This is a genomic window from Streptomyces sp. NPDC047000 (genome assembly GCF_040644295.1).
Taxonomy (GTDB): domain Bacteria; phylum Actinomycetota; class Actinomycetes; order Streptomycetales; family Streptomycetaceae; genus Streptomyces.
This window is the reverse complement of sequence record NZ_JBEYWE010000028.1, coordinates 1-23,103: the sequence shown is the minus strand read 5'-3', so window position 1 is coordinate 23,103 and position 23,103 is coordinate 1. Positions and strand designations below refer to the sequence as shown.

Annotated in this window: 19 protein-coding genes; 6 read left to right on the top strand and 13 right to left on the bottom strand. The window is 73.3% G+C overall.

Features of this window, described 5'->3' with window-relative positions; translation table 11 throughout:
• The first annotated feature begins 370 nt into the window (after positions 1-370).
• Positions 371-1,846: a SpoIIE family protein phosphatase gene (locus ABZ862_RS31315; RefSeq protein WP_360965452.1), complete on the top strand. Its 1,476-nt coding sequence runs from the start codon at positions 371-373 to the stop codon at positions 1,844-1,846.
• Here the strand turns inward: ABZ862_RS31315 and ABZ862_RS31310 are convergent.
• Positions 1,843-3,336, bottom strand: coding sequence for a hypothetical protein (locus ABZ862_RS31310; protein WP_360965449.1), 1,494 nt, complete (start codon positions 3,334-3,336; stop codon positions 1,843-1,845). The genes ABZ862_RS31315 and ABZ862_RS31310 overlap by 4 nt on opposite strands.
• Positions 3,337-3,568: 232 nt before the next feature.
• On the opposite strand from ABZ862_RS31310, the gene ABZ862_RS31305 reads away from it, so the two are divergent.
• Both ABZ862_RS31305 and ABZ862_RS31300 read left to right on the top strand, forming a co-directional pair.
• Positions 3,569-4,696: an aminoglycoside phosphotransferase family protein gene (locus ABZ862_RS31305; RefSeq protein WP_360965446.1), complete on the top strand. Its 1,128-nt coding sequence runs from the start codon at positions 3,569-3,571 to the stop codon at positions 4,694-4,696.
• Between the two features lie 273 nt (positions 4,697-4,969).
• Positions 4,970-6,949, top strand: a complete 1,980-nt coding sequence (locus ABZ862_RS31300; RefSeq protein WP_360965444.1) for a peptidoglycan recognition family protein — start codon at positions 4,970-4,972, stop codon at positions 6,947-6,949.
• Positions 6,950-6,987: 38 nt separating this feature from the next.
• On the opposite strand, the gene ABZ862_RS31295 is transcribed toward ABZ862_RS31300, so the two are convergent.
• From ABZ862_RS31295 to ABZ862_RS31270, 6 genes are all read right to left on the bottom strand, one after another.
• The gene (locus tag ABZ862_RS31295) at positions 6,988-7,485 is read right to left on the bottom strand and encodes a hypothetical protein (RefSeq protein WP_360965441.1); all 498 of its coding nucleotides are present in this window, start codon (positions 7,483-7,485) and stop codon (positions 6,988-6,990) included.
• A gap of 188 nt (positions 7,486-7,673) precedes the next feature.
• A complete protein-coding gene (locus ABZ862_RS31290; RefSeq protein ID WP_360965439.1) occupies positions 7,674-7,919 on the bottom strand; it encodes a DUF397 domain-containing protein in 246 nt (81 codons plus the stop codon).
• Positions 7,920-8,049: 130 nt separating this feature from the next.
• Positions 8,050-9,216 (bottom strand): thiolase domain-containing protein, encoded by a 1,167-nt coding sequence (locus ABZ862_RS31285; protein ID WP_360965437.1) that lies wholly within the window; start codon positions 9,214-9,216, stop codon positions 8,050-8,052.
• Complete coding sequence (locus ABZ862_RS31280; RefSeq protein ID WP_360965434.1) at positions 9,213-10,262, bottom strand: thiolase domain-containing protein; 1,050 nt, start codon at positions 10,260-10,262, stop codon at positions 9,213-9,215. Before ABZ862_RS31280 ends, ABZ862_RS31285 begins: the two co-directional genes overlap by 4 nt.
• On the bottom strand, positions 10,259-11,206 hold the full coding sequence (locus tag ABZ862_RS31275; RefSeq protein ID WP_360965431.1) for an OB-fold domain-containing protein: 948 nt from the start codon (positions 11,204-11,206) through the stop codon (positions 10,259-10,261). Before ABZ862_RS31275 ends, ABZ862_RS31280 begins: the two co-directional genes overlap by 4 nt.
• A gap of 62 nt (positions 11,207-11,268) precedes the next feature.
• Positions 11,269-12,075 (bottom strand): crotonase/enoyl-CoA hydratase family protein, encoded by an 807-nt coding sequence (locus tag ABZ862_RS31270; RefSeq protein WP_360965428.1) that lies wholly within the window; start codon positions 12,073-12,075, stop codon positions 11,269-11,271.
• A 183-nt stretch (positions 12,076-12,258) separates the two neighbouring features.
• Here ABZ862_RS31270 and ABZ862_RS31265 point away from each other — a divergent pair, with 183 nt between their 5' ends.
• Together ABZ862_RS31265 and paaK are read left to right on the top strand one after the other, a co-directional pair.
• Positions 12,259-13,878 carry an acyl-CoA synthetase gene (locus ABZ862_RS31265; protein WP_360965425.1) on the top strand — a complete coding sequence of 540 codons (1,620 nt, stop codon included), beginning with the start codon at positions 12,259-12,261 and terminating at the stop codon, positions 13,876-13,878.
• A gap of 156 nt (positions 13,879-14,034) precedes the next feature.
• A complete protein-coding gene (gene paaK, locus ABZ862_RS31260) occupies positions 14,035-15,327 on the top strand; it encodes a phenylacetate--CoA ligase PaaK (protein ID WP_360965422.1) in 1,293 nt (430 codons plus the stop codon).
• Between the two features lie 64 nt (positions 15,328-15,391).
• On the opposite strand, the gene ABZ862_RS31255 is transcribed toward paaK, so the two are convergent.
• From ABZ862_RS31255 to ABZ862_RS31230, 6 genes are all read right to left on the bottom strand, one after another.
• Positions 15,392-16,942 (bottom strand): acyl-CoA synthetase, encoded by a 1,551-nt coding sequence (locus ABZ862_RS31255; RefSeq protein ID WP_360965420.1) that lies wholly within the window; start codon positions 16,940-16,942, stop codon positions 15,392-15,394.
• A complete protein-coding gene (locus ABZ862_RS31250) occupies positions 16,939-18,057 on the bottom strand; it encodes a nitronate monooxygenase family protein (protein ID WP_360965417.1) in 1,119 nt (372 codons plus the stop codon). Before ABZ862_RS31250 ends, ABZ862_RS31255 begins: the two co-directional genes overlap by 4 nt.
• Before the next feature lie 60 nt (positions 18,058-18,117).
• The gene (locus ABZ862_RS31245; protein WP_360965415.1) at positions 18,118-19,725 is read right to left on the bottom strand and encodes an NAD(P)/FAD-dependent oxidoreductase; all 1,608 of its coding nucleotides are present in this window, start codon (positions 19,723-19,725) and stop codon (positions 18,118-18,120) included.
• A gap of 70 nt (positions 19,726-19,795) precedes the next feature.
• Positions 19,796-20,641 carry an oxygenase MpaB family protein gene (locus ABZ862_RS31240; RefSeq protein WP_360965413.1) on the bottom strand — a complete coding sequence of 282 codons (846 nt, stop codon included), beginning with the start codon at positions 20,639-20,641 and terminating at the stop codon, positions 19,796-19,798.
• Between the two features lie 9 nt (positions 20,642-20,650).
• A complete protein-coding gene (locus tag ABZ862_RS31235) occupies positions 20,651-21,829 on the bottom strand; it encodes an acyl-CoA dehydrogenase family protein (protein ID WP_360965410.1) in 1,179 nt (392 codons plus the stop codon).
• 197 nt (positions 21,830-22,026) lie between these two features.
• On the bottom strand, positions 22,027-22,452 hold the full coding sequence (locus ABZ862_RS31230; RefSeq protein ID WP_360965407.1) for a ferredoxin: 426 nt from the start codon (positions 22,450-22,452) through the stop codon (positions 22,027-22,029).
• Between the two features lie 131 nt (positions 22,453-22,583).
• On the opposite strand from ABZ862_RS31230, the gene ABZ862_RS31225 reads away from it, so the two are divergent.
• Positions 22,584-22,943 (top strand): DUF6479 family protein, encoded by a 360-nt coding sequence (locus ABZ862_RS31225; RefSeq protein ID WP_360965404.1) that lies wholly within the window; start codon positions 22,584-22,586, stop codon positions 22,941-22,943.
• Positions 22,944-23,103: the final 160 nt, after the last annotated feature.

Sequence of the window (23,103 nt, the reverse complement as noted above, 5' to 3'; positions counted from 1 at the left end):
GTGAACTGCGTCACCCCCGGGAGGTGGACAGGACGGTTCCTGCCAGAATCGGCGGCCGCCGGGGTCCCGGTGGCCGGGACCTGTCGGCGCCCGCGGGGACGTACCGAACTGGTGACCGTCGAACGCCCGCCTGACCCACGTCCGCCGACCGCACCGGGTACGTCATCTCTCGTACCCGGACTACGACTTGGCCGCCTCGCCGCGTACTCCGTCCGGCCCGGCCGAACGCCGTACCAGGACTCTGGCACATGCCAAAAGCATCACCGGTCCGGGTGTTGCCAAATCCCTTACAGCGCGTCGCGGGCTGTGCCAGAGTCGTGACGGTCCTTCTGTCCCCACCAGCCGCTCGTCCCCCGCATCGGAGTGCGTCATGCCGTCCCCCCGGTCCGCGGACCGCCCCGCCGCCCAGCCGCCGGCGCGCGGCTCGGTCGACGAGCTGATCACGCGGACCCGGCGGCTGCGGACGGACATGGACGCCGTACGGCAGGGCGCCCTCGGCACCGGACCGGACCCCCGGCACCCGCAGGATCCCGAGGACCCCCGGGAGCGCTGGCAGCGCGCCCTGTGCGAGCTCGCCCTGCGCCAGCTCGACGACCTCGGCGCGCATCTGGCACAGCTGCGGGAGGGCCCGCCGCCGGTCGCCGAGGAACCGCCCGGGGCCGGCGCGGCCCCGCGCCCCGCGCCCGGCTCCCCGCTCACCAGGGTCGGCAGCGCCGAATGGAATCTGCTGACGGACGGGGCCGACTGGTCCGGCGAGCTCTACGGGATCCTCGGCCGCGACCCGGCCACCGCCCCGCTCACCCTGGACGAGCTGCCCTCCCTGGTGCTCGACGAGGACCGCCCCGCCCTGACCGCGATGGTCACCGACTGTCTGGTCGACGCCCGGCGCATCGACGGGGAGTTCCGGGTCCTGCGGCCCGACGGCACCGTACGGACCGTGCACATGATGGGCGAGCCCGTGCTCGGCGCCGACGGCGGCACCGTCTCGATGTGGGCCGTCCTGCGGGACGTCAGCGAACTGCGGCGCCGGCGGCGGACGGTGCGCGAGAGCGGTGACGCGCTCCAGCTGCACCGGCAGCGCGCCCAGACCGAGCGCCGGCTCACCGTGGAGCTCCAGGAGTCCGTGCTGCCGCCGTGGCGCGGCGCCCTGCGGCTGCCGCACCGGGGCCCGCGGGCGCTGGACCTCGCGGCCCACTATCTGCCCGCGGCCACCGGCCCGCTGATCGGCGGCGGCTGGTACGACGCCCTGGAACTGACCGACGGCGACACGCTGCTGAGCGTCGGCGACCTCACCGGGCACGGGGTGACCGCGGCCTCGGGCATGGCCATGCTGCTCGGGGCGCTGCGCGGCATGGCGATGGCCGGCACCCGGCCCGGCGAACTCCTGGGCCTGCTCAACCGGTTGCTCGACGCCACCGTGCAGCCCGCGCTCGGCAGCACCGTCTGCTGCAGCTACCGTCCCGCCACCCGCACCCTGCGGTGGGCGCAGGCGGGACACCCCGCCCCGCTGCTGTTCCGGGGCGGGGCGGGACGCGTGCTCGGGGCACCCGGAGGTGTCCTGCTCGGCGCGACGTCGGGCGCCGTGTACGAGGAGGCCGAGGAGACCCTCGAACCCGGCGACCTGCTGCTCCTGCACACCGACTCACTGGCGCCCCGGCACTGGGACTCCTCCCGCCCGTACGGCAGCGGGGCGGAGACCACGGCGGCGCACCGGCTCCTCGGGCTGGCACCCCGCCTCGGTGAGGGCCGCACGGCTCAGGACGGTCTCCGTGCGGTCGTGGAGGAGTTCGGTGAGAGCGAGCGCCAGGACGACGCCTGTGTGCTCGTCGCCAGGGTGACGTCCTAGACGGCCGTGCTGTCGCCGCCCTTCCCCCGGGCCCTCGGCAGGGCCGTCCGGATCTCCTCCCGCAGCTCCCCGATCCTCGGGCAGTCGGCGTACTCGGCGGTGAGCCGGTACATCTCGCGCAGCCGGTCCCAGGTGCGGTGCGAGGAGTTGGAGCCCATGGACACCAGCGCGAGACGCGCGTACCGGTCGGCCTGTTCGGGGTCGTCCGCGATGAAGCAGGCGGAGGCCATGGACAGATAGTCGAAGATCTTCGACCGCTGCCGTCCGTCGACGCGCAGGGCGAGGGCCTTCTCCGCGAAGTGCTGGGCGTGCACGGCCGCGCCCGGCTCGTGCTCGGCCAGCGTCCGGTAGGCGAGGGCCTGCATGCCGTACAGGTCCTCCTCCTTGAACGTCTGCATCCAGCTCGGCGGCGGCACGTCGCCGCGGTCGGAGACGAACAGGTCCTCCGCCATGCCCAGGGTCCGGCGCATCGCCTGGCCCCTGCCCATGGACGCCTGCGCCCAGGCCTCGACGGTGTGGAGCATCGCCCTGGTGCGCGGCAGCACCTCGTCGCCCGAGCCGGACCGGGCGAGCTTCATCAGGTCGAGGGCGTCGTCGGGACGGCCCAGGTGGACCATCTGGCGGGCCGCCCGGGACAGCGCCTCTCCGGCGCGCGGCCGGTCACCGCCCTCCTTGGCGGCGTGCGTGGCGATGACGAAGTACTTCTGGGCCGTGGGCTCCAGGCCGACGTCGTGCGACATCCAGCCCGCGAGGACGGCGAGATTGGCGGCGACGCCCCACAGGCGCCGCTGGAGATGGTCGGGGTGCCGGTAGGCGAGCATGCCGCCCACCTCGTTGAGCTGGCCCACCACGGCCTTGCGCTGCAGTCCGCCGCCGCGGGCGGCGTCCCAGGCGCGGAACACCTCGACCGAGCGCTCGAGTTCGTCGACCTCCTGCGCCCCGACGGGGGCGGCCTCGTAGCGGTCGTACCCGGCGGGGTCGGCGTGCAGGGGGTCGGTGGAGTCGGGGGCGTCAGCCCTGAGAACCGGATCGGAGTGCAGCCAGTCGTGCATGGCGCTGCTGAGTGCGGATCCTGCGGCGAGCGCTGCACCCGCACCCACCAAGCCGCGTCGGTTGAGCATGAGGTCCATTCCCGTGAATTCGGTGAGGACCGCGGCGGTGCGTCCGGGCGCCCACGGCACTCCGTCGGGATGCTCCGTGCTCCCGCCGGACGGCCGTCTACCCGCACGCCCGTGCCGCACCAGACCGAGGTCCTCGATGGTCACGACACGGCCGAGACGCTCGGTGAACAGGACCGCCAGCACCCGCGGCACCGGATCGCGCGGGATCTCTCCCGTGTCGATCCACCGCCGGACCCGGGAGGTGTCGGTCGACAGCTGCGGATGGCCCATGGCCGCCGCCTGTCTGTTGACCAGCCTCGCGAGTTCCCCCTTGGACCAGCCGGCCAGGCCGAACAGGTCCGCCAGGCGGGTGTTGGGTTGTCCGCTCACATCAAGCCCCCAGGTACTCGGCTGAGTTGACAGTAGCCCGGCAGGACATGCCGGGCGACTATTCGCCAGGGTTCGCCAGGGTGCGCCAGATGGTGTGCCAGTGGCCGTCCGGTGTCAGGTAGGAAAGCGCCACCCCGACCCGGCCGCCGGGGGACATTCCCCAGGGTGTCCGCCGGCACCGGGCCGGGCAGCGCACTGACGTCGCAGGCACACGAAGGGATCTGTTCCGCCCATGTACGCAGCATCGTCCTCCGTGTCCGCCCCGCCCCGGCCGCTGCGCCCCCGCCCGGCGGGCAGCGGCCCCTATCAGGACCCCGCACGGCCGCAGGCGGCCCCCGCGCTCGGCGCGGCACGGACGCTGCGCGGCCCGGGGGCCGGCACCCAACCGCTCAGCGGGAGGATCGACCTGTCCGGCCCTCAGGGCGCGCAGCTGCGCGCGGCCATCGCCGCCGTGCACCGCATCTGTCCGGAGTTCGCTCCGGTGCAGGTGCTGCGCCGCAGCGGACGTTCCGTACTCCTGGTCGGCACGACGGGACGCAGCACGGCCGTCGCGAAATGTTTACTCGACCACTCCCCCGCCTGGGCGGAGCACATCCGGCACGAGATAGCCGCGTACCGCGCGTTCGTCCGGCACCGCCCCCCGGTGCGGGCGCCGAGACTGATCGCGGCGGACCCGGACAACTGCACACTGGTCATCGAGCGCATGCCGGGCCGGCCGGCGGCGTTGCAGCGGCACCCTGTGGAGTCGCCGCCGCGTCCCGACATCCGGGCCGCGCTGAGCGCGATCTGCCGGCTGAACGCCTGGCGCCCGCCGGCGGGCACGTTCGGCGCTCCGCTGGACTACGCCGCCCGGATCGCCCGCTATCACGAGCTGGGGCTGCTCACCGACCGCGACATGGGCGATCTGCAGAAGCTGCTGCACGGGATCGCGCACTCCGCGGGCCGGCAGGGCATGGGTCAGTTCTGTCACGGGGACGCCCTGCTGTCCAACATCCTTCTGTCACCGGCCGGTCCCGTGCTGGTGGACTGGGAGCATGCGGGGTGGTACCTGCCGGGGTACGACCTGGCGACGCTGTGGTCGGTGCTCGGGGACGCACAGGTGGCACGCCGTCAGATCAGCCAGCTCGCGCAGAACGCGGGGCCCGCGGCACGGGATGCGTTCCTGGTGAACCTGATGCTGGTGCTCACCCGGGAGATCCGGACGTACGAGACGGCGGTGCAGCGGTCGCTGACGGACACGGCGCCCCTCCAGCCGGGCGGTATCGCCGCCGGGGAGGAGCAGCGGCTGCTGCTGCGGCGGCTGCACGACGACTGCCAGCTCGCCCGGCGCGCCGTACGGGCGGCGGTGGGAACGCGCTGACGGCCCGGTGCGAGCAGGGGGCGCCGCCCCCTGTCGGCCTCTGCGCTCTCTGCGTCACCTCGCGTCTCCCCGCGTCTCCTTGTGTCTCCCACCCGCCCGGCTCGGTCGGCTGAACGGGTGTCATGTCGGTCCACCGCGTCGCGTGGCGGGCGGGCGGAGGTCCGGGATCCAGGGGTGGAGCCGCCCGGGGGTGGGTGATTGACGGACCGTCGGCAACGCGGTAGCTCTTGGCGCCGTACGGCACGTCATGACCGTCCGCCCCAGGAGGCCGTCTTGTCAGGTTCCGCAACCGAACACTCCTCCCCGCCCCCGCGCAGACGGGTCCGCAGGACCGCCGGCGCCCTGGCCTGCGCGGCCTTACTGCTGCCGCTGCTCGGCGCCGCCCCGCCCGCGACCACCGCGCCCGCCGCCGGATCGCTGCAGCGGGCGTTCGCCTCGGCGTCCGCCGCGTACCACGTGCCGCAGAGCGTCCTGCTCGGCGTCTCCTACCTCCAGTCCCGCTGGGACTCCCACGCCGGTGCGCCGAGCGTGAGCGGCGGCTACGGCCCGATGCACCTCACGGACGCCCGCACCGCACTGGAGGCGGCCGTCTCCCACCACGGCGAGGGCACCGAGGACGCCCGCGGCGACACCGCCCGCGCCGCTCTCCGCCCGGCCGTGACGACTACGGTCCCGCAGAACGCCGCGCTCCCGGCCCGGCTCCGGACGCTGCCGAAGGCCGCGGAACTGACCGGGCTCGGCGCGGCGGAGCTCCGCGGCGACCCGGCCGCGAACGTGGCGGGCGGCGCCGCTCTGCTGGCCGCGGCGCAGCGCGGGCTGGGCGAACCGCTGAGCGCGGACCCCGCCGACTGGTACGGCGCGGTCGCGGAGTTCTCCGGTGCCGACGACTCCGCGACGGCGGCGGCGTACGCGGACGACGTGTACGACGTGATCCGGGGCGGCGAGCGGCGCACCACCGACGCCGGGCAGCAGGTCACGCTCACGGCGTCCCCCGCGCTCGCCCCCGACACCGGGCAGCTGGGCCGGACCGGGCTGCGCACGGTGTCCGACGACAACACCGAGTGCCCGCGGTCGGTGTCCTGCGAGTGGGTCCCGGCGCCGTACGAGGAGTTCGGCGACAGCGACTACGGCAACCACGACCTGGGCGACCGCCCGGCGTCGCAGAGCATCAGGTACATCGTCGTGCACGACACCGAGGGCGCCTGGGACGGGGTGCTCAACCTGGTGCAGGACCCGACGTACGTGTCCTGGAACTACACGATCCGCTCCACCGACGGGCTGATCGCGCAGCACGTCAGGGCGAAGGACGTGGCCTGGCACGCCGGGAACTGGTACATCAACGCCAAGTCGATCGGCATCGAGCACGAGGGCTTCCTCGCCGAGCCGGACGCCTGGTACACGGAGGCGATGTACCGGGCGTCGGCGCGGCTGGTGCGGTATCTGGCGCAGCGGTACGGCATCCCGCTGGACCGGCAGCACATCCTGGGCCACGACACCGTGCCGGGCCCGACCGGCTCGTACATCCCCGGGATGCACACCGACCCGGGCCCGTACTGGGACTGGCGGCACTACTTCGAGCTGCTCGGCCGGCCGCTGCACACGACGGCGGGCCCGCACGGCGGTCTGGTGACGATCCTGCCGGACTACGCCGCCAACCAGCCGGAGTACACGGGCTGTGTGACCGCGGGCGAGGCGTGCGCGGCCCACGGGTCGGGCGAGGTGCGGCTGTACTCCGGGCCCGGTGAGTCGTATCCGCTGATCAAGGACATCGGTCTGAAGACCGACCCCACGACCGGGGTGAACGATCTGTCGTCACGGGTGTCGACCGGGCAGCAGTACGCGGTCGCCGGCCGGCAGGGCGACTGGACGGCGATCTGGTACCTGGGCCAGGAGGCGTGGTTCAGGAACCCGGCGGGGCCGGGGCGCACCGCGGTGAACGCCGCCGGTCTCGTGGTCACGCCGAAGGACGGGCTGGACAGCGTCCCGGTGTACGGGCGCGCGTACCCGGAGAAGGAGGCGTACCCGGCGGGCGTACCCGCCCAGGCGGTCACACCGCTGCCGTACCGGCTGCCCAAGGGGCAGAGGTACGCGGTCGGTGACGAACTGCCGGGCGAGTACTACTACTCCGTGACCTTCACCGCCGACTCGCACCAGGTGGTGACCGGGAACGACAAGTACTACGAGATCCAGTACGGCCACCGGGTGGCGTACGTGCGTGCCGCCGATGTGACGGTGGAGCGCTCCGGCTCCTGACCCGCCCGGCTCGCCCCCGCCTGTTCGGCCCCTCCTGCTCAGCCCTGCTGGAACAGCTCCGCCGGGAGCGGCTTCAGCAGGGTGTACAGGTCGTCGGTGATGGGGCGGTCCCAGGCCGCGATGGTGACCAGGACGTTGTCGCTGCGGTCGAACTGGACGCAGGAGATACGGCCCTCGGACAGCTTGAGGCGGCGCACGATCAGCAGGTTGTCGCCCTGCAGCACCGGGATGTCCTCGGTGCCGACGACGGTCACCTCCTCCTCGTTCTCCAGCGCGAGGAGGAGCTGTCCGACCTCGAAGGGGATCTCGTCCTCGGCGACGTCGCGGGCCGGGGAGCCCTCCGGCAGATTGCCGATGATCATCGCGGGGCCGCGGCCGCCGAACAGGTCGTAGCGCAGGAAGACACCCTGGCAGGTGCCGTCCGGGGCGGGCAGCAGGCCCGCGCCCAGATTGCCGGGCCAGTCGCCCGGGTCCATGGCGAGAACGTCGAAATCTGGGCCCGCGGGTGAGGCGCTGCGGCGGCGGAGGAACGACATGCGGCCATGGTACGTGCCCGGCGCGGCCGACGACTGCGGGGAGGCTCTCCGGGGTGGCCTTCCCCTGCCCGGCCCTGGGGGCTGTGCCCCCGGACCCCCCTGTCGGCCCTGGACGGGCCTCGTCCTCAATCGCCGGACGGGCTGTTTTCAGCGCGCCCGGCGATTGGGGAGCGAGGGTTCGGGCGTCGTCAGGTCAGGTCGAATTCGCCTTCTCTGGCTCCCGACACGAAGGCTCCCCATTCCGCGGGGGTGAAGATCAGGGAAGGGTTCTCCGGGTGGCCGCTGTTGCGCATCGCGATGAAACCTTCGACAAAGGCGATCTGGACATCCCCGAGGCCGCGGCTGCTGGACTGCCAGTCCGCCTTGCTCAGGTCCAGCTCCGCCGGCTTGTCCCAGCCGGCTGCCCGGTGCTGCTGGATGGTGCTCTCGGCCACGTCCGTGCTCCTCCCGGTTCGTCGTCCGCGGCCAGCCTAGCGATCGGTCCCGGCGCCGGACAGGCCACGTGAGGGGGACCTTCCCCGGGGCCCCGGAAGGATGGGTTCCGGGACCCGCGGGAGACATGGGTCAGGAGTCGGGCGGCCGGTCTCCGACCAGCCACATCGAGAAGAACTGCGATCCGCCGCCGTAGGCGTGGCCCAGCACCCGGCGGGCGCCGTCGACCTGGTGTTCGCCGGCCCGGCCGCGCACCTGGAGGGCGGCCTCCGCGAAGCGGATCATCCCGGAGGCGCCGATCGGATTGGCCGACAGGACTCCGCCCGACATGTTGACCGGCAGGTCGCCGTCCAGCTCGGTCACCCCGGACTCGGTGAGCTTCCAGCCGCCGCCCTCCTCGGCGAAGCCGAGGTTCTCCAGCCACATGGGCTCGTACCAGGAGAACGGCACGTACATCTCGACGGCGTCGATGTCGCGGCGCGGGTCGGTGATGCCGGCCTGCCGGTACACGTCGGCGGCGCAGTCCTTGCCCGCCTGCGGGGACACGAAGTCCTTGCCCGCGAAGAGGGTCGGCTCGCTGCGCATGGCGCCGCCGAGCACCCAGGCGGGCGGGTGGGGCGCGCGGGCGGCTCCGGCGCGGTCGGTGAGGACCATGGCGCAGGCGCCGTCGGAGGACGGGCAGGTCTCCGAGTAGCGGATCGGGTCCCACAGCATCGGCGAGGACTGCACCTTCTCCAGGGTGATGCCGTGCTCGTGGAGGTGGGCGTAGGGGTTCCTCAGGGCGTTGCGCCGGTCCTTGTACGCCACCAGCGAGCCGACCGTGTCCGGGGCCCCGCTGCGTCGCATGTAGGCGCGTACGTGCGGGGCGAAGAAGCCGCCCGCCCCGGCGAGCAGCGGCTGCTGGAAGGGGATGGGCAGGGACAGTCCCCACATGGCGTTGGACTCGGACTGTTTCTCGAAGGCGAGGGTGAGGACGGTGGTGTGGACGCGGGCGGCGACCAGGTTGGCGGCGACGAGGGCGGTGGACCCGCCGACGGAGCCGGCGGTGTGGACGCGCAGCAGGGGCTTGCCGACGGCGCCGAGGGCGTCGGCGAGGTACAGCTCGGGCATCATGACGCCCTCGAAGAAGTCGGGCGCCTTGCCGATGACGACGGCGTCGATGTCGGCGTAGGTCAGCCCGGCGTCGTCCAGGGCGCGTCCGGCGGCCTCCCGGACGAGGCCCGCGATCGACACGTCCCGGCGGGCGGCGACGTGCCTGGTCTGGCCGATGCCGGTGACGGCCACGGGCTCCTTGCTCATCGCGGATCCCCTTCGAGTACGGCGACCAGGTTCTGCTGGAGGCACGGGCCGGAGGTGGCGTGGGCGAGCGCCCGGTCGGAGGCCCCGCGGTGGATGCGGGCGGCGGCCTCGCCGATGCGGATCAGTCCGGCCGCCATGACCGGGTTGGCGGCGAGCGCGCCGCCGGACGGGTTCACGGCGACGTCGTCGCCGAGCCTCAGCGCCTTGCGGAGGATCACTTCCTGCGCGGTGAACGGCGCGTGCAGCTCGGCGGTGTCGACGGGCCGTTCGAAGGCTCCGGCGCGTTCGGCGGCGAGGCGGGTGGAGGGGGAGTCGGTCAGGTCGCGGACGCCGAGCGCGTGGGCCTCGGTGCGGTGGTCGATGCCGCGGATCCAGGCGGGTCGGTCGCACAGTTCGCGGGCCCGGTCGCCTGCGGCGAGGATCACGGCGGCGGCGCCGTCGCCGACGGGCGGGCAGTCGCCGGTGCGCAGGGGCCGTACGACGTAGTCGCCCTGCGGGACCGGGCCGCGCAGCTGGGCGTGGGGGTTGCCGGCCGCCGCGGTCCGGTCGCGGGCGGCGACCGCGGCGAGGGCGGGCTCGTCGGCGTCGCCCGCGTCGATGAGGGCCTGTGCCTGGAGGGCGGCCAGGGCCACCGGGTCGGGCCACAGCGGGGCGACGTAGTAGGGGTCGAGCTGCCGGGTGAGGACGTCGCGCAGCGGGCCGGGCGAGGACTTGCCGTAGGAGTAGACGAGGGCGGTATCAACGTCGCCGGTGAGCAGTTTGGTCCACGCCTCGTACAGGGCCCAGGCGCCGTCCATCTCGACGTGCGACTCGGAGATCGGCGGCCAGGCGCCGACACCGTCGAGGGCGAGGGTGAAGGAGAAGGCGCGGCCGGCGAGGTAGTCGGAGGAGCCGGAGCAGGTGAAGCCGATGTCGGCGGTCCTCAGGCCGGTCCGGTCGAGCACCTCGTGCAGCACGGGCATCAGCATCTCGACCTCGGACTGCTCCGGGGTGGCCCGCCGGTGGGCGGTCTGGGCGAAGGCGACGACCGCGATGTCCCGGGTCACAGCAGCTCCTTGTACGTGTCGTAGTCCGCGTCGGGCTCGCCGGTGGGCCGGTAGTGGTCGGGGTGGCGGGCGCCGGGTGTCCACACGGGCTCGACGCGCAGGCCCATGCGGACCTGGTCGTAGGGGATGCCGCCGATCCGGCCGTGCAGGGCGAGGTCGGCGCCGTCGAGGGCGATGTGGGCGTAGACGTAGGGGACGTCGATGTCCAGGTTCTTCGCCTTGATGTTGACGACGCAGTACGTGGTGACGGTGCCGCGCGGGCCGACCTCGACGCGTTCCGCGGTGGCCACCCCGCAGGTGGGGCAGGCGCCGCGGGGCGGGACGTAGACCTTGCGGCAGGACGGGCAGCGTTCGCCGACGGTGCGCTGCTCGGACAGCGCGGTGATGTACGCGGTCTGGGCGCGGCCGGGCGAGTAGGTGTAGTCGAGGCGGGCCTCGGCGACGATGCCGGTGACCGGATCGGCGAACACCCCGTCGTGGCCGGTGACCTGGGCGGGTCCGCCGTCGTACGGCTCGAGGCAGGCGATGTCGGTGATCGCGCCGGTGCGTTCGGCGGCCCAGCGGACGCGGACGCGCATACCGGTGTGCACGGCGTCGGGGCCGGGGGCGTCGAGGGCGTGCAGGAGGGCGGTGTCGGCGCCGTCGAGGCGGACCAGGACCCAGGCGAAGGGGGTGGCCAGGGGCTGGCCCCGGCGGGGGGCGTGGTTCCAGGCCCAGGTGGTGACGGTGCCGGTGGGGGCGACCTCGGTGAGGTCGCGGATCTCCTCGGCGGTGACCGGGTCGTACTCGACGGGCGGGACGAGGGTGCGGCCGTCGGTGGTGCGCACGCCGAGGACGACGCGTTCGCGCAGCCCGGTGAGGAAGGCCGACTGGACCGGGCCGAGGGAGCGGGTGAAGGGGAACTCGACGACCAGGGGCGCTTGGAGGAGTGGGGCTTCGGGCATCCGGGGTCTCCTTCGGGTGCGGGCGGGCGCGCGGGTCGGTGGGACGGCTGCCGGGCCGGGGCTCAGGCGCGCCGGTAGACGGGCGGCCGTTTCTCCGCGAAGGCGCGGGCCCCTTCCTTGGCGTCGGCGGTGTCGAAGACGGGCCAGCCGCGGGCGAGTTCGGCGGCGAGACCGGCGGTCTCGGTCAGCTCGGCGGTCTCGTAGACGGACGCCTTGACGGCCTCGACGGCCAGCGGGCCGCAGGAGTTGATCTGCTCGGCGATCTCCAGCGCCCTGCCGAGCGCGGTGCCGTCGGGGACGACGTGGCCGATCAGTCCGATGTCCGCGGCCTCGCGGGCGGTGTAGGGGCGGCCGGTGAGCAGCATCTCCAGGGCGTGGGTGCGCGGGATCTGGCGTTGCAGCCGGACGGTGGAGCCGCCGATGGGGAAGAGCCCGCGCCGCACCTCGAAGAGGCCGAACGTCGCGGACTGCCCGGCGACCCGGATGTCGGTGCCCTGGAGGATCTCGGTGCCGCCCGCGACGCAGTACCCCTCGACGGCGGCGATCACCGGTTTGCGGGGCCGGTGGTGGCGCAGCATGGCCTTCCAGTGCAGATCGGGGTCGGCCTTGAGGCGGTCCCTGAGGTGGGCGCCCTCGCCCGCCATGCCGTGGCCGGCCAGCGCCTTGAGGTCCATGCCGGCGCAGAAGGCGCCGCCCGCGCCGGTGAGCACGACCGAGCGGACGGTGTCGTCCGCGTCGGCCGCGAGCCAGCCGTCGTAGAGGCCGACGAGCATCGGCAGCGAGAGCGCGTTCTTCGCCTCGGGCCTGTTGAGCGTGAGCACCAGGGTGGCGCCCTCGCGCCGTTCGGTGAGGTGTTCCGTGCCGCCCATCGGGCTCTCCCTCCGGCAGACCTCCGACAGAACGAGAACAGGTTGCAGGAGAGGCGGAGGCACTTCAAGGGTTTTCTGACAGTCAGTCAGATTTTCTGTCCGCGGGCCCTTCCCACTTGCGTCCGCCTTTGCTCTGATGACCGGCGGACGCGAAGGGCGGACGCACCGGGGTCAGGAGGAGCGGTGGAGTACAACATTGCCGACCTGTTCGAGTCGGTCGTCGACGTGGTCCCGGACCGCGAGGCGCTCGTCTGCTTCGATCACCCGGGCACGGGTGCCGGACGCAGACTGACGTACGCCGGACTGGACGCGGCGGCGAACCGGGTGGCCCACCATCTGATCGACAGCGGCATCCGGCCCGGCGAGCATCTGGGCCTGCACCTCTACAACGGGGTCGAGTACCTCCAGACCGTGTTCGGCTGCCTCAAGGCGCGTGTGGTGCCGGTGAACGTCAACTACCGCTACGTCGAGGACGAACTGGCCTATCTCTACCGGGACGCGGACCTGGCGGCGCTGGTCTGGGACGCCGAGTTCACCGACCGGGTGGCGGCGGCGCTGCCGCACGCTCCGGCACTGCGGCACCTGGTCCGGGTCGGGACTCCGGCGCCGGGTGCGGCCGAGGTGCCGGCCGTCGCGTTCACCGAGGCGGAGGCGGCGGCGTCACCGGAGCGGGGGTTCGGACGACGGTCGGGCGACGACCAGTTCATCATCTACACCGGCGGGACCACCGGGCTGCCGAAGGGGGTGATGTGGCGTCAGGAGGACCTGTTCTTCGCCGGACTGGGCGGCGGCGCACCCACCGGCGAGCCGGTGGGCCGGCCGGAGGAACTCGCCGAACGGGTCGCGGCCGGCGGGGCGGGGATCACCTTCTTCCCCGCTCCTCCCCTGATGCACGGCACCTCGACCCTGACCGCGCTGATCGGCTTCAACTTCGGCCAACGCGTCGTACTGCACCGGAAGTTCACCCCCGAAGAGGTCCTGCGCACCATCGCACGGGAGAAGGTCACCAGCATCTCCCTGGTCGGCGACGCGATGATCCGGCCGCTCGTCGACGCCCTCCGCGGGCCGATGAGAGGCACCGACACGTCCTCGGTGTTCAGCGTCTCCTCCTCCGGCGCCGTCCTGTCCGAGACCGTACGGCGGCAGTTTCGCGAACTCCTCCCGAACGCCGTGCTGCTGAACAACTTCGGCTCCTCCGAGTCCGGCTTCAACGGCACCGCGACGGACGACTCCGGACCGGACCGCGGCTTCCGCATCCGCGTCAACTCCCGTACCAGGGTGGTCGATCCGGCGACCCGTGAACCCGTCGCACCCGGTGAGATCGGCCGGGTCGCGCAGTGCGGCCATGTGCCGCTCGGCTACTACAACGACCCGAAGAAGACGGCGGAGACCTTCTTCGAGAAGGACGGCGTGCGCTGGGTGCTGCTCGGCGACATGGCCACCGTCGACGGGGACGGTGTCGTCACCGTGCTCGGCCGCGGCTCGCAGTGCATCAACACCGGCGGCGAGAAGGTGTACCCGGAGGAGGTCGAGCAGGCCCTCAAGTCCCATCCGGACGTCTACGACGCCCTGGTCGCCGGGGTGCCCGACGTACGCTGGGGCAGCCATGTGGCGGCGGTGGTGCAGCTGCGCGACGGGGCCGCGCCGCCCTCGCTCTCCGACCTCCAGGACCACTGCCGCGCCCGGCTCGCCGGCTACAAGATCCCCCGCCAGCTGGTGATCACCGACACCGTACGGCGCTCCCCCAGCGGCAAGGCGGACTACCGCTGGGCGCGGGACGTCGCGGTGGCGGCGGACGGCTGAGCCGCCTCTTCACCCCCGGCACGCCGCAGAAAGTACCCGCACCCCTCTTGCCCCGCCCCGGGCCGCCTGGATTACTGATCCGGGCGGATCGACCGAATGATCGGTCGTCCGTTTTCGTGTGTACGGTGACATGAGGGCGGCGAGGGAGAGAGTCCCATGATGGATACGGCGAAGCTGCTGGACGCGGGGGAACGGCTCGGCACGGAGGAACTGCGCGCCCTGCAGCTGGAGCGGCTGCGCGGCACCCTGCGGCACGCCTACGCGAACGTGCCGCACTACCGCCGCTCCTTCGACGCGGCCGGTGTCCGCCCCGACGACTGCCGCTCGCTCGGCGACCTGGCCCGCTTCCCGTTCACCACCAAGGCGGACCTGCGCGAGAACTATCCGTACGGCATGTTCGCCGTGCCGCGCGACCGGATCCGCCGCGTCCACGCCTCCAGCGGCACCACCGGCCGCCCGACGGTGGTCGGCTGCACCGAGCGCGACCTCTCCGTGTGGGCCGACCTCGTCGCCCGCTCCCTGCGCGCGGCGGGCGCGCGGCCCGGCGACACGGTGCATATCGCGTACGGGTACGGCCTCTTCACCGGCGGGCTCGGCGCGCACTACGGCGCCGAGCGGCTCGGCTGTACGGTCGTCCCGGCGTCCGGCGGGATGACGGCCCGGCAGGTGCTGCTGATCCAGGACCTGCGGCCGGACGTGATCATGGTGACGCCGACCTACATGCTCACCCTGCTCGACGAGTTCGAGCGCCAGGGCGTGGACCCGCGCGGGACCTCGCTGCGGGTCGGGGTGTTCGGGGCGGAGCCGTGGACCGAGGAGATGCGGCAGGAGATCGAGGAGCGGTGCGCGCTCGACGCCGTCGACATATACGGGCTGTCGGAGGTGATGGGGCCGGGGGTCGCCCAGGAGTGCGCGGAGACCAAGGACGGGCTGCACATCTGGGAGGACCACTTCCTGCCGGAGGTCGTGGACCCGTTCACCGGGGAGGTGCTGCCGGAGGGCGAGGAGGGGGAGCTGGTGTTCACCTCGCTCACCAGGGAGGCGATGCCGGTGGTGCGGTACCGGACGCGGGACCTGACGCGGCTGCTGCCGGGGTCGGCCCGGCCGGCGTTCCGCAGGATGGCCAGGATCACCGGGCGCAGTGACGACATGGTCATCCTGCGGGGGGTGAACCTCTTCCCGACGCAGATCGAGGAGATCGTGCTGCGCACGCCGGGGGTGTCACCCCATTTCCAGCTCCGGCTGACCCGGGAGGGGCGGATGGACGCGATGACCGTCGTGGCCGAGGCGCGGCCGGGGACGGGGCCGGAGGTCCGTGCGGAGGCCGCGCGGGCGGTCGCCGAGGCCGTCAAGGACGGGATCGGGGTGACGGTCGGGGTCGAGATCGTCGAGCCGGAGTCGCTGGAGCGGTCCCTCGGGAAGCTGCGGAGGATCCGGGATCTGCGGTAGGCGTCCCGGGGGCGGGGGCATGGGCCCCGCACCCCGGAGGGTGCGGGGTACCCCGCACGCGGGGCTACACCGCCCGGTCGCGGCCCTCCCAGTACGGGTTCCGCAGGCGGCGTTTGTAGAGCTTGCCGTTGGGGTCCCTCGGCATGTCGGCGACGAAGTCGATCGTCCTCGGGCGTTTGTAGGCCGCCAGGTGGGCCGTGCAGTGGTCCAGGAGGGTGCGGGCCAGGGGCTCGCCCGGTGTCCGGCCCTCCGCCGGTTCCACCACCGCCTTGACCTCCTCGCCCCAGTCGTCGTGCGGGACGCCGAAGACGGCGGCGTCGGCGACGGCGGGGTGCGACAGGAGCACGGCCTCGATCTCGGCGGGGTAGATGTTGACCCCGCCCGAGATGATCATGTCGATCTTGCGGTCCCGGAGGAAGAGGTAGCCGTCCTCGTCGAGGTGGCCGAGGTCGCCGACGGTGAAGAAGTCGCCGATGCGGTTCTTCCGGGTCTTGGTCTCGTCCTTGTGGTAGGAGAAGCCGCCCGTGTTCATCTTCAGGTAGACCGTGCCCAGTTGCCCCGGGGGCAGGCGGTTGCCGTCGTCGTCGAAGACCGCCAGTTCGCTGATGGGCCAGGCCTTGCCGACCGTGCCGGGTTTCTTCAGCCAGTCGGCCGCCGTGGCGAAGGCTCCGCCGCCCTCACTCGCGGCGTAGTACTCCTCGACGCACGGGCCCCACCAGTCGATCATCGCCCGTTTCACATGGTCGGGGCAGGGCGCGGCGCCGTGGACGGCGTGCCGCAGGGACGAGACGTCGTAGCGGGCCCGGACCTCCGCGGGGAGCGCCAGCAGGCGGTGGAACTGGGTGGGGACCATATGGGTGTGGGTGCAGCGGTGGGTGTCGATCAGGCGGAGCATCTCCTCGGGCGTCCACTTGTCCATCAGCACCAGCGGGTGGCCGATGTGCAGGGCGGCGCCCGCGAACTGGAGCACGGCCGTGTGGTAGAGCGGCGAGCAGACCAGGTGGACGTTGCCGTCGAACGGCTTGATGCCGAAGATGCCGAGGAAGCCGCCCAGGTAGGCCTCCTCGGGGAGCTTGCCGGGCAGCGGGCGGCGGATGCCGCGGGGGCGGCCCGTGGTGCCCGAGGTGTAGTTCATGACCCAGCCGAGGGTGCGGCCGGCGGGGGGCGACTCCGGCTGTCCGGCGAGGAGTTCGGGGTAGGGGCGGAAGCCCTCGGCGGTGCCGACCGCGTACCGCCGCCCGGGCGGCAGTCCGGCCTCGTCGGCGGCGGCGCGGACCGCGTCCGCGAACCGTTCGTGGGTGATCAGGACCTTCGCGCCGGAGTCGGCGACGATCCAGGCGATCTCCGGCCCGACGAAGTGGTGGTTGACGGGGACGAGGTAGAAGCCGGCCTGGCTGGCGGCGAGATAGGCGGTGAGGAACTCGGCGCCGTTGGGCAGGACCACGGCGAACGCGTCGCCGCGTTCCAGGCCCGCGGCGCGCAGGGCGTGGACCAGACGGTTGGCGTCGGCGTGCAGGCGTCCCGCGGTCCACCCGGTGCCGTCCGGGGCGACGAGGACGCGGCGGCCGGGGTCGGCGGCGGCCTGGGCCCAGAATCCGGTGGGAGGCGTGGTCACGGGCGGTCGCTCCTTCCGGCGGCGGCGATACGGCCGAGGCGTGCGACGGCCTTCTCGAAACCGCGGGTGAGGTCGTCGACGACGTCCTGGACGGCTCGTTCGCTGTTCATCCGGCCGACGATCTGGCCGACGGGCGTACCGAGCAGCGGCTCGACCTCGTACTTCTGGATGCGGGAGAGGGCCTCGGCGACCAGCAGCCCTTGCAGGGGCATGGGCAGGGTGCCGGGGCCGTCCGGGTCGTCCCAGGCGTCGGTCCATTCGGTACGGAGCTGACGTGCGGGTTTCCCGCTCAGGGCGCGGGAGCGGACCGTGTCGCCGGAGCCGGCGGCGAGGAGTTTGCGGGTGAGGCCGGGCGAGTGGAGCTCGGCCTCGGTGGTGGTCAGCCAGACCGAGCCCAGCCAGGCGCCCTGGGCGCCGAGGGCGAGCGCGGCGGCGACCTGCTCGCCGCCGCCGATGCCGCCGGCGGCCAGGACGGGCAGCGGGTCGACGGCCTCGACGATCTCGGGGGTGAGCACCATGGTGGCGATCTCGCCGGTGTGGCCGCCCGCCTCGTAGCCCTGGGCCACGATGACGTCGATCCCGGCCTCCCGGTGCTTCACGGCGTGCCGTGCGCTGCCCGCGAGCGCGGCGACGCGTACGCCCTTCCCGTGGGCGCGGTCGACGACGTCGGGCGGCGGGGAGCCGAGGGCGTTGGCGAGCAGCCGGATCGGGTAGTCGAAGGCGACGTCGAGCTGGGTGCGGGCGACCTGTTCCATCCAGCCGGTGATCCGCCACCCGGACGCCTCGCCCTCCGGGAGTTCGGGGACGCCGTGCTTGGCGAGGGTCTCGGTGACGAACCGCCGGTGCCGCTCGGGGATCATCGCCTCGATGCCGGCCTCGGTGACGCCCTCGACCTTTCGGGCCGGCATGACGACGTCGAGGCCGTAGGGCTGCCCGCCGGTGTGTGCGGCCAGCCAGTCGAGGTCGCGTCTGAGCTCGTCGGGGGCGGTGTAGCGGACCGCACCGAGCACCCCGAAGCCGCCCGCCCGGCTGATGGCCGCGGCGACGGCGGGGAACGGCGTGAAACCGAAGAGGGCGTGCTCGATGCCAAGGGATGCGCTCAGCTCCGTCTGCATGGGCGCAGGATGCCGCAGTCCTCCGGACGACGGAAGACCTTTTCTGATGCTCCGTCAGATCTACTGCGCCGGGAGCGGCTCGCCGTCCGCCTCCAGCACCGCCATCGCCGCGTTGTGCCCCGGCACCCCGCTCACCCCTCCCCCGCGCACCGCGCCCGCCCCGCACAGCAGCACATTGGCGTGCCGGGTCTCCACACCCCACCGGCCGGTGCCGTCCTGGGCGTACGGCCAGCTGAGCGCGCGGTGGAAGATGTGGCCGCCTGGCAGTTTGAGGTCGCGTTCCAGGTCGAGCGGGGTCTTCGCCTCGATGCAGGGGCGGCCGTCGGCGTCGGTGGCGAGGCAGTCGGCCAGCGGTTCGGCGAGGTGGGCGTCGAGCTGGGCGAGGGTGGCGGCGAGCAGTTCCTCGCGCACGGCGTCGTTGTCCCGGTCGAAGAGACGGGCGGGGGTGTGCAGTCCGAAGAGGGTCAGCGTCTGCCAGCCGCGCCCGGCCGGTCCGGGGCCGAGGATGCTCGGGTCGGTGAGGGAGTGGCAGTAGATCTCGGAGGGCGGGGCGGCGGGGAGGGTGCCGGCGGCCGCCTGGGTGTGCGCGACGGCCAGTTGCGTGTAGCCCTCGGCGATGTGGAAGGTCCCGGCGAACGCCTCGCGCGGGTCGACCGCCGGGTCGCGCAGCCGGGGCAGCCGGGTGAGGAGCATGTTGACCTTGAGCTGGGCGCCCTCGGCGGGCTCGGGAGGTTCGTCACCGGTGAGCGCGGCGAGTTCCCGGGGCGAGGCGTTGACGAGGACGTGCCGGGCGGCGACGACGCTCTCCCCGCCCTCGCCGCCCTCGCCGCCGGTGGTGCGGTAGGTGACCTCGGCCCGCCGTCCGTCGGTGTCGACCCGGACGGCCTCGTGCCCGGTGAGGATCACGGCGCCCGCCGCGCGGGCGGCACCGGCGAGGGCGTCGGTCAGGGCGCCCATCCCGCCGACCGGCACGTCCCAGGCGCCGGTGCCACCGCCGATGACGTGGTAGAGGAAGCAGCGGTTCTGCGGCAGTTCGGGGTCGTGGGCGTCGGCGAACGTGCCGATGAGGGCGTCGGTGAGGACGACGCCGCGCACCAGGTCGTCCGTGAACTCCGCCTCGATCGCGGCGCCGATCGGTTCCTCGAACAGCGCCCGCCAGGCGTCCGCGTCGTCGACACGGCGGCGCAGCTCCTCGCGGGTGGGCAGCGGCCCGGTGAGGGTCGGGAAGACCCGCCGGGCGACGCGGCCGGTCATGCCGTAGAACCGCTGCCAGGCCGTGTACTCCCGGTCGGAGCCGGTCAGCCGGGCGAAGGCCTCCCGGGTGCGCCGCTCGCCGCCGCCGACCAGCAGCCCGGTGGGACGTCCGTCGCGTTCGGCGGGGGTGTACGACGACACGGTCCGCGTCCGCACCCGGAAGTCCAGGCCGAGATCCCGCACGATCTTGTCCGGCAGCAGGCTGACCAGGTAGGAGTAGCGCGACAGCCGGGCGTCGACCCCGGCGAACGGCCGGGTCGACACCGCCGCTCCCCCGGTGCCGCCGAGCCGCTCCAGCACCAGCACGGACCGTCCGGCGCGGGCCAGATAGGCGGCCGCGACCAGCCCGTTGTGCCCGCCGCCGACGACGACGGCGTCGTAGTGACCAGGTCCTTGTTCCCGGGGTGCGGTCATGGTCCTTGTTAGCACGGGACGATCTACGGCGGCCAGGGCGGGGGCGGCGCCGGTCCGGCCGCCGCACCGGTCAGTACCGCGTCGGCCGTGCCTCCGGCCCCAGGCGGGCCGTCGCGCGGAGGATGTGCTGCGGGGGCAGCCGCCGGCGCAGCCCGGCGGGGACCGCGCGCAGCAGGGCCCCGGTGCGGCGCAGCCGCCGGGTGACGACGGCGGGGGCGGGGGCGGGTCTGCCGTACAGCTCGTGGGCGTACGGCGGCAGGGAGGCGTAGGCCAGGTCCGCCACCCGCCGCCACAGCAGGGCGCGGGCCGGGACCAGGAGCGGGTGGACGGGTGGGCGGCGCAGGAAGTCGTCCACCTCGTGCGCCTCGGGTCCGGCGGCGAGCTGCGGCCGGACCCGTGCGAAGTAGGCGGTCATCTCGGCCCGGGAGCCGGGTACGGCATCGGGGTCGAGGCCGACGAGCCGGGCGCTGACCCGGTGTTCGGCGAGGTAGCGGTCGGCCTGTTCACCGGTGAGGCGGAAGCCGGAGCGGCGGGCGACGTGCAGATAGGAGTCGATCTCGGCGCAGTGCACCCAGAGCAGCAGTCCGGGCTCGTCGACGCCGTACCGCTCCCCGGTGTCCGGGTCGGTGGCGCCGAGCATGCCGTGGATCCTCCGGATCCGGGCACCCGCGCGTTCGGCGGCCTCGGTGGTGCCGTACGTGGTGGTGCCGACGAAGTCGGCGGTGCGCAGCAGGCGGCCCCAGGCGTCCGTGCGGAAGTCGGAGTTCTGCATCACTCCGCGCACCGCGCGCGGATGCAGTGCCTGGAGGTAGAGGGCACGGATGCCGGCGACCCACATCATGGGGTCGCCGTGCAGCTGCCAGGTCACCGTCGCGGGCCCGAACAGTCCGGGATCCCCGGTCTGCGTGGCGGTCATACCGGCAGGCTAACGCCGGACGCGTGGCATCCCCAGGCCGATCCAGGAGATGATCTCGCGCTGGATCTCGTTGTTGCCGCCACCGAAGGTGAAGATCACCGCCGAGCGGTAGCCGCGTTCCAGTTCGCCGTGCAGGACGGCGCCCGCGGAGCCCTCCTGGAGCGGGGCCGCGGCGGCGACGATCTCCATCAGCCAGGCGTAGGCGTCCCGGCGGGCCTCGGAGCCGTACACCTTGACGGCGGAGGCGTCCTGCGGGGTGAGGGTGCCGTCCTGGACGGCGCCGACCATCCGCCAGTTGAGGAGCCTGAGGGCGTCGAGGCGGGTGTGCGTCTGAGCCAGGCGGCGGCGTACCCAGGGCAGGTCGATGACGCGGCGGCCGTCGGTGAGTTTGGTCTCCGCCGCCCAGTGCTGCACGTCGCGCAGGGCGCGGATCGCCATGGTGCCGTGGGCGGCGAGGGTGACGCGTTCGTGGTTGAGCTGGTTGGTGATCAGCCGCCAGCCCTGGTTCTCCGCGCCGACCCGGCGGGAGACGGGGACGCGGATGTTCTCGTAGTAGCTGGCGGTGGTGTCGTGGGAGGCGAGGGTGGTGATGAGGGTGCAGGAGTAGCCGGGGTCGGTGGTCGGCACCAGGAGCATGGTGATGCCCTTGTGGGGCGGGGCGCCGGGGTCGGTGCGCACCGCCAGCCACACCCAGTCGGCGGTGTCGCCGTTGGTGGTCCAGATCTTCTGCCCGTTGACGACGTACTCGTCCCCCTCGCGCACCGCGCGGGTCTTCAGGGCGGCGAGGTCGGTACCGGCGCCGGGCTCGCTGTAGCCGATGGCGAAGTCGATCTCGCCGGACAGGATGCGGGGCAGGAAGTACGCCTTCTGCTCGTCGGTGCCGTACCGCATGATCGTCGGGCCGACGGTGTTGAGGGCCATCAGCGGCAGCGGGACGCCGGCCTGGGCGGCCTCGTCGAAGAAGACGAACTGCTCCGTGGCGGTCAGGCCGCGGCCGCCGTACTCCTCGGGCCAGCCGACGCCGAGCCAGCCGTCCGCGCCCAGGCGCCGGATCGTCTTCCGGTAGAAGCGCTTCTGCGCGGCGTGTCCCACGTGCTCCGCGTGGGAGCCGGGCGGCACCAGCTCCGTGAAGTAGGCGCGCAGTTCGGCGCGCAGCCGGTGCTGCTCGGGGGTGTGGTCGAGATGCACGGCGCCTCCAGGCCAACCAGGCGGTCCTGTCGGCGCACACGGTAGAACGTGTTGCAGAAATTGGGAATGCCGGGGAGCCGACGGAGACGGCCGGGCGGCGGGCGCGGGCCGGCCCGGGGCCAGGGCCGGGGCCGGGGCCGGGGCCGGGGACGGGGCCGGGGCCGGGGACGGGGACGGGGCCGGGGCCGGGGACGGGGTCAGCGCAGGGTGGTGAGGAAGTCCGTGCAGGCCTGGGCGCAGGCGCGGCAGGCCGTCGCGGCGTCCTCCGCGCCGGGCACCGCGGCGAACACGTCCGCCGTCTCCTCGCACACCGCCCGGCACCACTCCACCTGGACCCGGATGCCGTGCTCGTCGCGGCTGGTCTCCTCGGACAGCAGACGGCAGGTGGCGTCGCACACCTCGGCGCACAGGATGCCCCGGCGCCGTACGGACTCCCGCCGTCCTGCCCCGTTTCTCTGATCCGGGAGGAGGTCGACGTCCGGGTCCAGCAGGGCGGCCCGGACCGCACAGGCGTGGGCGCACTCCGTGCAGGCCTGCGCGCAGGTGAAGCGGTCCTCCAGGAAGCGGACGAGCTCCTGCCGGGTCGTCGCGGGTGCCGGCGGGGATGTCGCGGATGTCGTCATGGCCACAGGAGGCGGTTAACCACGGAGGGCTCCGCCAAACCGGGCCCGTCGCGGCGGTACGGCGCGGTGAGCGGGCGGTCACGGTGGGCGACGTTCCGGTTGACGTCCGGATCGGGGGGTATTGGGGTGTTATGGGTACCGCATCGATGCAGCTGGCCGCCAGCGGCCTGCTGAGCATAGGTCTGTTCGCGGCGGCCGTGGCCGTCGTCGTGGTCCTGGCCGGTGGCGCCTGGCTGACCTCGCGGGTGAAAGCCTCCGAACCGCCCCGGCCGCGTCCGGAGGAACAGCCGCACCTCCCGGAGGGCGGAGCCGTTCACGAGGTACTGGAGAACCGGGAGTCCGAGGAGGTGGTCATGCCGGAGGGCGGCCGTCCCTACACGCCCTACGAGCTGAGCAACCAGCAGACCCGGCCGAGCGCGGAGACGAAGCGCCCGCGGTGGAGCCGGGGCTCCAGCGGATCGTTCGGCGGTGGCGGACTGGGGGCCCACTAGCCAGGGCCTGGACGGCCCGGACAGGGCCCGGACAGCCTGCCGGCCGCGTACGTTCCCCGCATGCACGCGGGGAACGTACGCGGCCGCACGCAGAACGGCCGGGTGGCCGCCGGCGGCGGACAGCAGCGGGTCGGTGTCCCCGAGGTCGAGGTTCCACTTC

Excerpts from the sequence above, each read along its gene's own strand:
- ABZ862_RS31240 (WP_360965413.1), bottom strand. The coding sequence starts at position 20,641 with ATGACCGCCACGCAGACCGGGGATCCCGGACTGTTCGGGCCCGCGACG.
- ABZ862_RS31295 (WP_360965441.1), bottom strand. The coding sequence starts at position 7,485 with ATGTCGTTCCTCCGCCGCCGCAGCGCCTCACCCGCGGGCCCAGATTTC.
- ABZ862_RS31250 (WP_360965417.1), bottom strand. The coding sequence starts at position 18,057 with ATGCAGACGGAGCTGAGCGCATCCCTTGGCATCGAGCACGCCCTCTTC.
- ABZ862_RS31305 (WP_360965446.1), top strand. The coding sequence starts at position 3,569 with ATGTACGCAGCATCGTCCTCCGTGTCCGCCCCGCCCCGGCCGCTGCGC.
- ABZ862_RS31315 (WP_360965452.1), top strand. The coding sequence starts at position 371 with ATGCCGTCCCCCCGGTCCGCGGACCGCCCCGCCGCCCAGCCGCCGGCG.
- ABZ862_RS31275 (WP_360965431.1), bottom strand. The coding sequence starts at position 11,206 with ATGCCCGAAGCCCCACTCCTCCAAGCGCCCCTGGTCGTCGAGTTCCCC.
- ABZ862_RS31230 (WP_360965407.1), bottom strand. The coding sequence starts at position 22,452 with ATGACGACATCCGCGACATCCCCGCCGGCACCCGCGACGACCCGGCAG.
- ABZ862_RS31245 (WP_360965415.1), bottom strand. The coding sequence starts at position 19,725 with ATGACCGCACCCCGGGAACAAGGACCTGGTCACTACGACGCCGTCGTC.
- ABZ862_RS31285 (WP_360965437.1), bottom strand. The coding sequence starts at position 9,216 with ATGAGCAAGGAGCCCGTGGCCGTCACCGGCATCGGCCAGACCAGGCAC.
- paaK (WP_360965422.1), top strand. The coding sequence starts at position 14,035 with ATGATGGATACGGCGAAGCTGCTGGACGCGGGGGAACGGCTCGGCACG.
- ABZ862_RS31270 (WP_360965428.1), bottom strand. The coding sequence starts at position 12,075 with ATGGGCGGCACGGAACACCTCACCGAACGGCGCGAGGGCGCCACCCTG.
- ABZ862_RS31225 (WP_360965404.1), top strand. The coding sequence starts at position 22,584 with ATGGGTACCGCATCGATGCAGCTGGCCGCCAGCGGCCTGCTGAGCATA.